This window comes from Streptomyces odontomachi (genome assembly GCF_024435355.1).
GTDB lineage: Bacteria > Actinomycetota > Actinomycetes > Streptomycetales > Streptomycetaceae > Streptomyces > Streptomyces odontomachi.
On record NZ_JAMJWG010000007.1, the window covers coordinates 229,341 to 242,802 of the forward strand.

The 13,462-nt window shown below is 72.4% G+C and carries 8 protein-coding genes; 2 read left to right on the plus strand and 6 right to left on the minus strand.

Going from position 1 to position 13,462, the window contains the following annotated elements:
• Positions 1–98: 98 nt before the first annotated feature.
• The gene (locus NQO67_RS17365; RefSeq protein ID WP_255950911.1) at positions 99–767 is read right to left on the minus strand and encodes an AAA family ATPase; all 669 of its coding nucleotides are present in this window, start codon (positions 765–767) and stop codon (positions 99–101) included.
• Between the two features lie 147 nt (positions 768–914).
• Here NQO67_RS17365 and NQO67_RS17370 point away from each other — a divergent pair, with 147 nt between their 5' ends.
• Together NQO67_RS17370 and NQO67_RS17375 are read left to right on the plus strand one after the other, a co-directional pair.
• On the plus strand, positions 915–2,363 hold the full coding sequence (locus tag NQO67_RS17370) for an FG-GAP-like repeat-containing protein (protein ID WP_255950912.1): 1,449 nt from the start codon (positions 915–917) through the stop codon (positions 2,361–2,363).
• A gap of 460 nt (positions 2,364–2,823) precedes the next feature.
• Positions 2,824–4,212, plus strand: a complete 1,389-nt coding sequence (locus tag NQO67_RS17375) for an alpha-amylase (protein WP_255950913.1) — start codon at positions 2,824–2,826, stop codon at positions 4,210–4,212.
• A gap of 58 nt (positions 4,213–4,270) precedes the next feature.
• Here NQO67_RS17375 and NQO67_RS17380 read toward each other — a convergent pair whose 3' ends face one another.
• The 5 genes from NQO67_RS17380 to NQO67_RS17400 all read right to left on the minus strand — a co-directional run bounded on the left by NQO67_RS17380 (position 4,271) and on the right by NQO67_RS17400 (position 13,411).
• Positions 4,271–5,005, minus strand: coding sequence for a TetR/AcrR family transcriptional regulator (locus NQO67_RS17380; RefSeq protein WP_255950914.1), 735 nt, complete (start codon positions 5,003–5,005; stop codon positions 4,271–4,273).
• Between the two features lie 424 nt (positions 5,006–5,429).
• Positions 5,430–7,682: a hypothetical protein gene (locus NQO67_RS17385; RefSeq protein WP_445195099.1), complete on the minus strand. Its 2,253-nt coding sequence runs from the start codon at positions 7,680–7,682 to the stop codon at positions 5,430–5,432.
• A gap of 138 nt (positions 7,683–7,820) precedes the next feature.
• Positions 7,821–10,982 carry an alpha-N-acetylglucosaminidase gene (locus NQO67_RS17390; RefSeq protein WP_255950916.1) on the minus strand — a complete coding sequence of 1,054 codons (3,162 nt, stop codon included), beginning with the start codon at positions 10,980–10,982 and terminating at the stop codon, positions 7,821–7,823.
• A gap of 330 nt (positions 10,983–11,312) precedes the next feature.
• Positions 11,313–11,963 carry a response regulator transcription factor gene (locus NQO67_RS17395; protein WP_255950917.1) on the minus strand — a complete coding sequence of 217 codons (651 nt, stop codon included), beginning with the start codon at positions 11,961–11,963 and terminating at the stop codon, positions 11,313–11,315.
• Positions 11,954–13,411 (minus strand): sensor histidine kinase, encoded by a 1,458-nt coding sequence (locus NQO67_RS17400; protein WP_255950918.1) that lies wholly within the window; start codon positions 13,409–13,411, stop codon positions 11,954–11,956. Before NQO67_RS17400 ends, NQO67_RS17395 begins: the two co-directional genes overlap by 10 nt.
• Positions 13,412–13,462: the final 51 nt, after the last annotated feature.

A 13,462-nucleotide genomic window follows, 5' to 3' on the forward strand; every position in this document is an offset into this window, starting at 1 on the left:
CGTGCCTGCTCTTCGTCGGCAGGCACGCCCGTCTCGACGTCGAGCCGGGCGGGACCCGGCAGGAGACGGCGCTCACCTCCGTCCGGCACGAGGGCCGGTCAGAGCCCGAACCGCCGCGCCACCTGCCCGGCCAGATCGTCTTCGGACAGGGGGGCGTCCACCTCGATGGTGGGCAGGCCGAGCCGCGCCGTCTCCTCGGTGAGCCGTTGCGTGAACATGCCGTCGCGTGCGGCGAGGTTGCGGCCGGCCCGTTCGGGGTCGCTGGTCTTCCGGAGGAACCCCACCCCTGCCCCGTCCCGGGTCCGGATCGCGGCGGCGCGGAACTCCGGGGTCGGTAGCAGCCAGACGGCCTGCGCGACCTCGGCGAGCAGCGGTCGCACGAGATGCGGCAGCAGCCGGAAGCCCTCGACGACCACGCGGGGGTGCGGGGGCAGTTGGAGCAGGTCCTCGACGATCAGGTCGAAGGCTTCGCCGCGGAACCAGTGGAACGTCTCCAGCATGGTCTCCGGCGACCGCTTCACCCATCGCTCGTCCATGTCCATGGCCATGAACGCATGCAGGAACGGGGCCTCTTCGGGGATGGTCCGGTCGGTGTGGTCCCGCATCACGTCGTCGGTCGCATAGTGGTGCCAGCCGTACCGGTCCGCCAGCCGGCGGGAGATCGTCGACTTGCCCGCGCCGGGCCCGCCACCGATCCAGTAGACGTGCCGCAGCTGGGCGCGCAACGCCGAGAGGCCGGCGCCGTCCAAGGCGGGTTCTTGCTGCAAAGCGTCTCCTCGGGAGGGGCGCCGGTCACCTGGACGGCGGAAGCCTACTAGAGCTGGTTCCGTGTAAGGGACACCTGTACATCACATTTATTGCATATTTATGGTCGCATGCTGTTCTTGATCAGAATCACTTCGAGTGGAGGTTCCATGCCCAACCAGCCGCTCCGGCGCACCCTCCTGTGCGTCGCCACGGTGGTGGCCGTCTCGTCTGGCCTTCTGATAACGGGGAGTTTTCCGCGCGCATCCGCGTCGACCGGGGCTTCTGTCGTTGACTTCAACGGCGACGGCTACTCCGACGTGGCGTTCGGCGCGCCTGACGTCGTCGGCGATGACCCGTCCCTGTACGGGGGTTCGGTGACCGCCGTCTACGGATCGGCTGACGGCCTGGGGGAACGTCAGACGATCTCCCAGGACAGCGAAGGCGTCCCGGGAACGGCGGAGTACGACAACGCGTTCGGCCAGAGCCTGGAGCCCGCCGATCTCGACCGCGACGGATTCACGGATCTCGTGGTCGGAAGCCCCGGCGTACCGCATGACCCGCAGGGGGGCCGTGGTTCGGTGACCGTCCTGTGGGGCAGCCCGGACGGACTCAGCGGTGGCACCCTCCTGAGCCCCCCGGAGGAGTCGTTCGACGAAGCTCGCCACTACGGTCAAGATCTCGCTGTGGCGGACTTCGACGGCGATGGTGCGCTGGATGTCGCGGCTGTCGCCTATGCCGACGATGCCGACGTCTGGGTGCTCAAGGGTCCCTTCACCCGCACGGGGGCGTCCGGAGCACCCGTACCGATCAAAACCTCCGACGTCGCGTTCGAGCCGTCCTCCCTCGCCGCCGGCGACGTCGACGGTGACGGGGTCGGCGATCTCGCCGTGATGGGCTACTCCGCCGCCACGAACCAGCTGGTGCTCACTGCGGTTCTCGCCGAGGGCGGTCCGAGCGGGTTCACCCTGGGAGACGCCTTCCACCCGTACAGCGGCCGCGTTGCGGAAGGTACGCACATGTTCGGAGCGATCGCCGACTTCGACCGGGACGGCCACGGTGACCTCGCCGTCGGTCTTCCGGTGAAGTACACGGATGAATCGGGCAGCGTCAACGTGTACTACGGCACCGGGTCCGGGCTCAGCATGACCCGCACGCAGACCCTCACTCAGGACACCCCCGGTGTTCCCGGCACGGTCGAGGCGGAGGACTGCTTCGGCAGTGACGTGTCCGCGGGGGACGTCGACGGCGACGGCTTCCCTGACCTGGCGGTCGGCGTGAAGGGGGAGATGGTGGACGGCATCGGCGCGGGCGGTGTGAACCTGCTCAGAGGCGGCAGCTCGGGGCTGGTGGGAGAAGGGGCGCAGCTCTTCACCCAGGCGACCTCGGAGATCGACGGTGACCCGGAGACCACCGGGCTGTTCGGTGCCACCGTCCGGCTCGGTGATGTGACGCGAGACGGCAGAGCCGACCTCCTGGTCTCCGATCCCAGCGTCGACATCGGTCCGGACAGCTCCCCCGGCGGGTACGCCTACGCGCTGTGGGGCACGAGTGAAGGGCTCACCGCCCATGACTCGCTACTTCTTGGACCCGGCCTCGGCTCGGTGCTCGGTAACTGAACGGCGCCGTGGTGACGCGTGCTGCGCACCGCAGCTCGCCGACGAACACCTGACCACTTGGATCGCGCTGAAATCAACTCGCCCCTGAGGGATCGGCCTACGGGGCATCCGGCCCGGCCGACCGGGCGCGTGCGGCCCTGGGGTGGGGTTGCAGGGCCACCGGTCGGTCGGGCCGGAGTAGCCGTGAAGGTAGCACTGCTGCAAGGACTTGCGAAAGGCCTTGCAGCAATTTCCGGGCCGACCTGCGCCACCTTCAGCCGTTCCCAACTCCCCTTGTGACAAGGGTTGACCGCTGGTTACGCCGATCGTACGGTCTCGGATGCGGCAGACCTCTGACGGCTTGCTGCAAGAATCTGCAATTCACGGCATCCGAACATTCCGAACATCCGAGAATCCGAGATCGGACCTCCGGGCAGGGCGCGTTGTCCGAGGCGGCACTCGTGTGCAGTCAGGAGGAAACATGGCCGGCAGACCGCTGACCGTGACGCTCGCCCTCGCCTTCGCGGCGGGTGTGGCGGCCACGGCGATCATCCCGCCGGGCGCCGCGGAGGCGTCCCCGCCGGGTGGCAAGGACGTCACCGCAGAACTCTTCGAGTGGAAGTACGACTCGGTCGCCCGGGAGTGCACCCAGACCCTCGGGCCGGCCGGCTACGGCTACGTCGAGGTCTCCCCGGCCACCGAGCACATCCAGGGCGACCAGTGGTGGACCTCCTACCAGCCGGTGAGTTACAACATCGCCGGCCGGCTCGGCGATCGCAGCGCCTTCAAGAACATGATCGACACCTGCCACGCGGCCGGCGTGAAGGTCGTCGCCGACGCCGTCATCAACCACATGTCCGCGGGCTCCGGCACCGGCACCGGCGGCTCGTCGTACACCAAGTACAACTACCCCGGGATCTACCAGTCCCAGGACATGGACGACTGCACCTCCGAGGTGAACAACTACGCCGACCGGTTCAACGTCCAGCACTGCGAGCTGGTGGGCCTGGCCGACCTGGACACGGGCGAGACGTACGTGCGCCAGCGTCTCGCGCAGTACCTGAACGACCTGCTGTCGCTCGGCGTCGACGGCTTCCGCGTCGACGGCGCCAAGCACATCGCCAGCGAGGACATCGCCGCGATCAAGTCCCAGCTGACCAACCCCAACGTCTACCTCAAGCAGGAAGTGATCTACGGCGCCGGCGAGGCGGTCCAGCCGGACGAGTACCTGTCCAACGGCGATGTGCAGGAGTTCCGCTACGGCCGCGACCTCAAGCGGGTCTTCACCAGCGAGAAACTGGCCTACCTGAACAACTTCGGCGAAGGCTGGGGCTATCTCCCCAGCGGCCAGGCCGGCGTCTTCGTCGACAACTGGGACACCGAACGCAACGGCTCCACGCTGAACTACAAGGACGGCGCGAACTACACCCTGGCCAACGTCTTCATGCTCGCCTGGCCCTACGGCGCGCCGGACGTCCACTCCGGCTACGAGTTCTCCAACAACGACGCGGGCCCGCCGAACGGTGGCACGGTGAACGCCTGCTACCAGGACGGCTGGAAGTGCCAGCACCACTGGCCGGAGATCCAGAGCATGGTCGCGCTGCGCAACACCGCCCGGGGCGAGTCGGTCACCAACTGGTGGGACAACGGCAACAACGCGATCGCCTTCGGGCGGGGCAGCAAGGCCTTCGTGGCGATCAACCACGAGTCGTCGTCGCTCACCCAGACCTTCCACACCTCGCTGCCGGCCGGCGGTTACTGCAACGTGCAGAACGGCACACCGGTGACGGTGGCGTCCGACGGCACGTTCACGGCGACGCTCGGCAGCAACACGGCGCTCGCGCTGCACACCGGGGCGCGGTCCTGCTGAGCTGAGGCCCTTGCGAGGCCGAGCGCGGCGGGGCGGCGGGTGTCCCGGCCGGCGAGCGTCACGACGTGACCGGCGCCGGCGCCAGGGCCGCCAGCCGCTCCGCCAACTCCCCGAACACCCCGTCGGGCGGCTCCTCGGCGAACAACTGCCCGACCAGCCGGGCCAGCCCGTCGTCATGGACGGCGGCCACGGCGAGCAGGGCACCGAAGTCGTGCACCAACTGCCGCTCCACCTCGGCGCGCGGAATCGCCCCCCACGGCCCTGCCGACGTGGCCGGGACGCCCGGCCCTTCCAGCCAGATCAGCGCCGTCGACTCGACCAGCGTGATCCACGAGCGCAGCACGAGATCGAGCCTGGCCGGCGGCTCGGACACCCCCAGGTGCGCAAGCACCTGCTCGTACGCCGCCTGCCGCACCGAGTCGACCACGGCACCGGCCGCCGGCGCCGCGGCACCGTCACCGCGCAACAGCGTGACGAAACCCCGGCTGTGCTCCTCGGCGAAGTCGAAGAAACGCCGCATCACCCGCAACAGCCGCTCCCCGAACGGCCCTTGGTGCGGCTCCACGAACCGCCCGGCGAGATCCTCGGCGGCACGCTGCAACGCCGCCTCGTACAGGCCCAGCTTGCCGGGGAAGTAGTGGTAGACCAGCGGACGCGAGATACCGGCGGCGCTAGCGATCTCATCGATGGAGACCTCGTCCGGCGAACGGCTGCTGAACAGCTCCAACGCGATCCCGATCAACTGCCGCCGTCGTTCCTCCACAGCCATCCTGCGGCGCACCCCGGTTGTCATACGAACACCTTACCGACCATTTTCAGCCGTCCTAAAGCCCGGGCAGCTGGCCGGATATGGCACCGAATGCCACTGAACGGCACCGTAGACGCCTGATAAGGGCCACGGGGAACCGCGCGAGCAACCACCCACCGGACAGCAGATCCGGCCACGACAGAGGCCCCCCTTTGGGGAGGGGGACGACCCGAAGGGCCACGTAAGGGGCGCGGGGAACTGCGCGAGCAACCACCCACCGGACAGCAGATCCGGCCACGACAGAGGTCCCCCTTTGGGAGGGGGACGACCCGAAGGGCCACGTAAGGGGCGCGGGGAACTGCGCGAGCAACCAGGCACCGGACAGCAGGCCCGGGTACGACAGGGGAACCCCTCTGGGGAGGGGGACGACCCGAAGGGTCGCGTAAGGGGCGCCGCACGCCGCAAGGCGTCACCGTGGCGGTACGACCGGCGTCCCGTCCGCCAACCGCCCGGTCACCCGAGGCCGAGCGCCCCGCTCGGCCGGCACCGCGAGGATGGGCCCCGCAACCCGCCCCCGCACCGCGCCCCAGGACACGATCGAGACGACGTTCTCGCTCCCCGCCGCCAGCAGGTACCAGGTGCCGGCCGCCGACTTCCACAGCACCGCCGCCAGCACCTGCGGGGCACGCACCCCGCAGACGGGGGAGTTCTCGGCCGCGGCCACGAGCGCACTGGTGGTGCGGTCCGGGATCTGGATGCCGACCAGCACCCGGCTGCCGGGGCCCCGCCAGGTGTCGGCCCTGGCGCACAGCCAGGTGGCGACGCCGCCACCGTCGGGCAGGGTCTCCTCGGCGTACCGCCAGGAGTTGACCGCGCGCACGCCGTGCCCGCGCAGCTCCGTCAGCAGGCAGCCGATGTGCCCCCAGTCGACGCGCGACGCCCGCCCGGTGGCCTCACCCGCCGACGTGGGCCGGCCGGAGGTGAGGTGCGCCGGCACCGGCTCGCCGAGGTCCGTCATGAGACGGGTGCGGTCGCCGGCACGGACGCGGAGCGCGGGCCAGGAGACGCAGCTGCCGGAGCGCGGCGCGGTGGGCGCCGGAGACGTGACGCCGTCCGGGGAGCGCGGCAGCGTGGTGGCACCGGCCTCCGGCCTCAGCAGGTCGACGACGGCGATGTCGCGCACCCACGGCGCGGACAGATAGCGGGCCCGGTTGCCCTGGCGGCTCACCACCACCGCGGTCGCCTCCGACGCCACCGCCCCGTCGGCCCGCGCGACGTCGAGCTCGGTGCGCCGCCCGGCCTTCTCCGGTTCGGCGTACCGCACGAGCCGCAGCCCGTCGTAGAGCAGCACCACCCGGGTGTGATCCAGCGCGCCCGCGTAGAGGAGTTGGGCCGGTCCCGGTGGCGCGCCCGTCGGGGTGCCCGGTGTCGCGGACACCCGTACCCGCTTGCCGGGCCCGGCCCAGGTGGTGAGCGCCCGCCGCAGCAGCGCCCGGTCCTTGGTGAGGGTGCCGCGTGCCGGCCACACCGCGTAGTCGTTGCGGGTGGCCGTCCGCCAGGCCGCCTCGTCAGCGGTGACCAGCCGGGCGGGATCGAGCACGTCGGCACGGGCCACCGGCGGCGGCGTACGGTGCGGTGCCGCCGGCAGGTCGTTGATCCCGTGCTGTCCCGGCAGCCCCAGCAGCGGACCGCAGATCAGCACGGTGCAGCCGAGCACCAGTGCCGCTTTGACGCGCTGCCGGCGCCGTAGCAGGTCGGTCGGCCGGGCCCGTAGGGCGCACGGGTCGAACGCGGCGGAGCCCATCAGGGCGGCGATTCCGTTCGGGGACCCCAGGGTGCCGGCCGGGCGAGTGCCGTCCGATCCGGGGGCGGTCGTCCGGCCCACGTTCGCCGGCAGCCCGTCGGGCGATGCGCCGTCGCCTTCGGAACCGCGGGGCGCGCCCGGGTCCCCGCTGCCCCGTCCGGGGGGTGACGCCGCGGTCCCGTTCCCGGAGTCCGGTGGCGGCACGATCGTTTCACCGCCGGTGTGCGGCCGGGCCGCGGCGCCGTCCCCGGAGGCGGCCGGTGTGCCGGCCGCACGGTCCCGTTGGGCGGGCACCGTTCCGGTGCCCGGCGGGTACGTCAGACGGGCGGCCGTCGCGAGGGCGGCGTCCGGGTGGGTGACGCCGGCGGCGACCAGCACCCGGCGTGTCCCGGCCTCGCTGAGGCCCTCCAGGGTGCGCAGGACGACGGCGGCACGGGCCGGGGGGTCCAGCGCTGACAGCCGCCGGTCGAGCAGGAACTCGGCCTCGCCGCCCGGGTGCGGGGCCAGCCGCAGTCCCCAGACCAGCGGCAGCAGCGGCGGCGGATGCAGCAACCGCGTGGCCCATGCGGGACGTCGCCGGCGTGGTGCCCCTTCCTCCAGGGCACCGCGCACGACCCGTACCCGGATGCACGCATAGCCCGAGTCGACGTCCTCGCCCGGCGGTCGGCGCCCGCCGCGTGCGGCGTCGCGCGACCCGGGGGCACCGGGCGGCCGACCGGCGTCGGGCGCTGCGACACCGTCGGGCGGCTGCCCGGTGTCGTGCGACGGTCCACGGGTGGCCGGGGGCTCGTCCGGTACCCGGGACCAGGGCAGCGCGCGCTGGATGAGGGCGTGCGCGGTGCGCACCCTGGTGTGCCGGGGCAGTCCGGCGGGCAGCAGCAGGTACGCCAGGCGGGCCAGCCGCGCGTAGTGCTCCATGAGGGCGGCTTCGGCCTGGGCCACGTCGATGGTGGCCGGCGCCTGGGTGGTGACTTGATGGGGGAGCACGTTGAGCAGAACGAGCGGGGCGCGGTGTTGGTCACCGCGGAACTCCACCCCCGCGGCCGTGCCGCACGCCTACTCCGCCTGCCATCCCCGGAACTCCACGAGGCCGCGCGTGCCGTTCCCGCCGTTCGTGGCCGTCATGAACATCCCCGCGTCCTGGGCGACGGCCGCCTGCGGCACCGCCACCGTGGCCACGGTCTGCCAGGTGGCACCGTCGTCCGTCGAGCACAGACCGGTGTACGAGGTGCCGGCGCGCACCAGGCGCAGCCACACCGGGGCCTTGATGCCGGTGAGGCGCTTGTAGGCGTCCAGGGTGCCGTCACCGGTGGTGTCGTAGGTCAGTACGACGCCGTTGGCGGGGGTCACCGCGAGGTTGATGACGCCGGGGGAGCCCGCGGTGGCCAGCGAGTTGCGGGCGATGATCCCGGCGCGCGCCCAGGGGCCGGTGGCCGGCTGGGTGTCCACCCGCAGGGTGAGGGTGGTGCCGTCGGTGAGGACGCCTTCCCGGTAGACCGCGCCGAACTGGTTGGTGGTCTTCCACAGGTCGGACCCCGAGCCCTCGATCGCGAACCGGTCGTCGAGCTGCCCGAAGACCGCGTCGTTGCTGCTGACCGTCCGCCAGTCGGCGTCCAGGGGGCCGGCCTCGTGGAGGGTGCCGGGGAAGACGTCGGTGACCGGGTCGGCGCCCGCGGGCCCGTAGGTGGCCGTGAGCGTGTACGGCAGGGGCCGCAGGGGGCGGTCGAGCGGGGCGGCGGGGGCGCTCCCCTGCCAGACGAGGGTGCCGCTGCCCGCGGCGGGGACGCCCGGCAGGGTGGTGCCGGACTGCGGCTCGGCGTCGACACCGTCGAGGGCCAGGGCGACTTCTCCGGTGGCCTTGAAGCCGTTGACGTTGGTGAAGACGACCGTCAGCCGGGTCTGCCCGCCCGGCGGGAACACCGCCGGGTCGGCGGTGACCGCCACCGAACCCTGGTAGGGGGCGGCGGCGAGCACGTCACGGACCCGGACGGCCGTGCGGTACGGGTCGGCCACCGGCCGCAGCGGATAGTCCTTGCGCTCCCGTGTCCAGGGCTCCTCGAACGCGAACCAGTCCACGGGCGTCGGCGCGCGGCCCTCGTGCAGGGCGTCGGTCAGCTCGTCCAACCAGGTCTGCCAGCGGGGCAGGTAGAAGTCCGCGACGAGGCCGTGCCAGCTGCGGTTGGCGTACTCGTGCAGGGTGCCGGCGGTGGTGCGGTCGCCCCAGACCGTCACCAGCGCCTTCGCGGTGCGCTCGAACTCGGCGCGCTCGGCGTCGTCGGTCGCCATCCGGCGGGCGTCGTTCACCCACGGCCCGAGCAGGAAGTCGGGGTGGGTGCCGGCGACGTCGTCGGTGAGCCGCATCAGGTTCAGCCAGAGCGTGGTGAGCGTCCGGAACGTCGCCTCGTCGCCGCGGTCGTAGGCGTCCTTGAGGCGGGGCAGGTACTGGCGGCTGCGGTGCTCCAGCGCCTGGCGGGCCACGTCGACCAGGTCGTGGCCGTAGGCGCCGCTGCGGCGCAACGGCGCGGCCACCGCCAGTAGACCGGTCAGGGCCCCGTCGAAACGGGCCGGGTCGTAGGTGAGGTCGCTGGGCGCGTACTGGGCCGCGCGGGCGGCGGCGAGATCGGGGCGGGCCGCGAAGAGGGAGTCGTGCGGGTCGCTGCGCTGCACCGCATGCTGCTGGTACGCCGTCGCCTCCAGCACCCCCCAGGCGGCGCGCGCACCATCGTCGCGCGCCCCGTAACGGAAGTCCGCGTAGGACGCGAACCACGCGGGGCGGTCCACCGGACCCGACGACCAGGCAAGTTCGGAGAAGAGCTCGAAGGCCGCCGGGTCCCGGTCGGTCGCCTCCGGCAGATAGGCGGTGCCCACCAGCGCGCTGTCCGCCTTGTCGCGCCAGGCGAAGAACTTCTCGTTCCAGATGTGCGCCCGGGCGCCCAGCGTGGTGCGCCCACCGAAGTTGGGGATGGTGCCGAAGGCGTACGGCGTGCCGCCCCAGTCCTGCTCCCGGTCGGTGACGGACGTGTACCGGTCCGAGACTCCGTCGACGATCAGCATGCGGCTCTTGTCGACGGCGTCCAGCAGCTCGGGCAGCGGATTGGCCTCCCAGCCGAGGATCACCCAGGTCGCGTCCGGATGGGCGACGTCCAGGGCCCGCTGCACCCCGCGCGCCGCGTCCGGCACCGGCACGTCACCGGCCGTGCCACCCTCGTGCAGCAGGTCCATCTTGAAGTGCCCGGCGGCCCCGAACACGTCCTGCTGGTGGCGGTAGAACGCGGCGGCCACCGCGGCGAACGCGCCGGTGCGCGGGTCGAGCCAGTCGGGGCGCTCGAAGCCGTGCCAGGTGCCCTGGGGGACGACGTGCGCGTCGCCGCCGTAGCGCGCCGCGAACCCGGTGGGCACGTGCCCGTAGTAGCCGGGCAGCACCGGTGCCATGCCCAGCTCGCGCAGCCGGTCCGCGATCCGGCGGCCGAGCTGGGCGCGTGCGGCGATCAGGTCGGCACTCAGCGGGCCGCCGTAGCCCGAGAGGTTCTGCAACAGCCACCACGGCTGGTACGCCGGCGCGGGCAACCAGGCGCGCGCCTCGGCGTCCGAGTAGCCGAACTCCATGAGGGTGCGCTGGTAGACGGCCTCCATGCCGGCGATGACCAGCACCTCGTTGCAGCCGTGCAGCGCCAGGATGTCGATCATGCGCTCCCAGTACGACCAGTCGGCGTACGGGGCGGTGTAACCGTCGTTGGTGTCGTTCAGCGCGAACCGGTGCCGCAGGGCGGTGCTGCGCTCCAGCGGCCGGGCGGGTGCGGGCAGCCTGGCGGGCAGCGCCGTCTGGCTGCCGTTCCAGCTGAGGTGCGCCCCGCACACGTACTTCAGGTACCAGTGGACGCCGGTCAGCAGCACCGCGGGGCTGGTGCCCTCGACCGTGACGTGGCCCGTGCTGCCGGTGACCCGGAAGCGTTCCTCACCGTCCCCGGTCGGCAGGGCGCGCAGCGTGAACTGGTCGGCGTGACCGGGCAGCAAGCGGTGCACGGCGTCGGCGGCGGGGCCGGTGGCGAAGGTCGCGTGGGGCGCGTCCTGGGCGGCGCCGGAGGCCGGTGTCCGGGAGACGGCGTGCGCGGGGGAGCGGGACACCAGCGAGGTGCCTGCCCCGAGGACGCCGGCGGCGGACAGCAGCGCACGGCGCGTCGGACGCCGCGCGCCATCCGGTGGCGCCGGGGGGCGCACGGTCCCCGGCGCTCCGGAAGGCGTCCGTGAGCCGTGGGTGGCCCTTGCACCCGATGGAAGCGGCGAGCCCGACGAAGCGGTCATGTTCCCCCCACTGTGATGATCTGGTGGCAAGGTTGCAGTATGTGCATGCTGCTGAGCGCACGGTAGTGATCGTTACGCCTGAGGGCAACGGGGCGTGACGAGAGCCGTGTGAAGAATGTGCCGGCAGTACCCCGACGCGCCGCGTTTTCTGATGCCGCGTGGGCTGACGCCGAGCAAGCCTGCGGCCGAGTGGGTCCGACGCGGGTGGCCTGGCGGACAGCCGGGACGCGGCGGCGGAGCGGACCGTCAGCGGTCGCGGTCCAGGTAGGCGAGGACCGCCAGGACCCGCCGGTTGTCGTCGTCGGAGACCTCGAGGCCGAGCTTGGCGAAGATGTTCGACGTGTGCTTGGCGATCGCGCGCTCGGTGACGACGAGTTGGCCGGCGATGGCCGCGTTCGACCGGCCCTGCGCCATCAGCTCCAGCACCTCCAGCTCCCGCGCGGTCAGCACGGACAACGGCCGCTCCACCGAGCGGCGCGCCAGCAGCTGCGAGATGACCTGCGGGTCCATCGCGGTGCCCCCGGCGGCCACCCGCTGCACGGCGTCGACGAACTGCCCGGCGTCGAACACCCGGTCCTTGAGCAGATAGCCGATGCCACCGTCGCCGTCCGCCAGCAGTTCGCGCGCGTACAGGCGCTCCACGTGCTGCGAGAGGATCAGCACCGGCAGCCCGGGGCGCTCCCGGCGGGCCGCGAGCGCGCACTGGAGGCCCTCGTCGGTGTGCGTGGGCGGCAGCCGGACGTCGATCACCGCCACGTCGGGCCGGAGCTCGGCCAGGGCGCGGGTCAGCTCGGGGCCGCTCTCGACGGCCGCGGCGATCTCGAAGCCGAACGCCTGGAGCATCCGCACCAGACCGTCGCGGAGCAGGAAGAGATCTTCGGCCAGTACTACGCGCAAGGGATCTCCATGGTGATCATGGTGGGGCCGCCGCGCGGTGAGGTGACGGCCAGGATGCCGTCGAAGGTACCGAGTCGCCGTTCGACTCCGGAAAGCCCCGTCCCGGCACCGATCACCGCGCCGCCCTTGCCGTCGTCGGTGACCGCGATGCGCAGCATGCCCTCGACGTGGTGCACGTCCACCGCGATGCGGTCGGCACCGGCGTGCTTGATCGCGTTGGTGAGGGCCTCGCTCACCGCGAAGTACGCCGCCGACTCGACCGGATCGGTCAGCCGCGCCGGCAGGGACGCGTCGATGTGCACGTCGACCGGGATCGGCATCCGCAGCGCCAGCGCCCGTATCGCGTCCCCGAGACCGCGCTCGGCCAGCACCGGAGGATGGATGCCGCGCACCAGGTCGCGCAGCTCGGTGAGCGCCTCGGCGGAGGACTGGCGGGCCCGGGCGAGCAGTTCACGTGCGGTCGCCGGGTCCGCCTCCAGCAGCGCCTCCACGGTGCCCAGCTCCATGCCGACGGCGACCAGCCGGGCCTGCGCGCCGTCGTGCAGGTCGCGCTCGATGCGGCGCAGTTCGGCGGCCGAGGTGTCCACGGCGTCGTGGCGAGTGGTCGTGAGCCGGTCGATGCGCCGGCTGAGCGCGGCCGCACGCCCGCGGTCCAGCAGCGCGGCGGCGCACCGGAAGTGCAGCTCCACCAGTCGCGAGCCGACCATCGGAAGCACCGCCAGCCAGACACAGCCGAGCAGCCCCGCGAGGAAGGCCGTGCCCCAGCCGCCGACCGGGATGAACGCGAACCACCAGCCGTTCGCCGCGTCCACCACCGGCCGCCACAGCCCGAACGCCAGCAGGATCCCGAAGACACCCTCCTCGAGCAGGGCCGGCGTGAGGATCGCGAGCACCGTGCCGATCGTGACGTCGAACGGCAGCCACGCCAGGTCCCGCCAGGTCGCCCGGTCCTTCAGCATCAGCAGGCAGCGCCGCACCTGCCCGGCGATCCCCCCGGGCAGCCGCTTCGGGAGCGGCGCGTACGGCACCGGGATGCGCACCCCGCACCACTCGGCGGCCAGCAACCGCCGGTAGTTGGCGTGCCAGCGCACCAGGTCCAGCACGACCGGGGTGGTGAGCAGCCCCACGCCGATCGGGATCAGGGCGAGCGACAGAACGGTGAGCACGAACAGCGGGATCGAGCCGGCGAGCGTGGCGAGGGTCAGCAGCACGCCGCGCAGCACGGCGAGCCCCGCGGTGCGGGCACGCGCCTGGAGCTCGGTGCGCCAGTCGTCCGGGAGCAGGTTCCGAACGGGTACGCCGGGGACGCGCCGTCCGGTGGCGCCGGCGCCGGTCCGCTCGTCGCCCAGGGGCCGGCCGTGGCCGCGCGGCGGCGCCTCGGGATGTTCCGTCCCGCGCCCCACAGGGGTACGGGGTTCGCCGCGTTCAGGGCCGGGTTCCGGGGTCATGGTGCCCAGTGTCGCCGAGCAGGCCGCCCGGGGGCACGGGGTTCTGCCCCC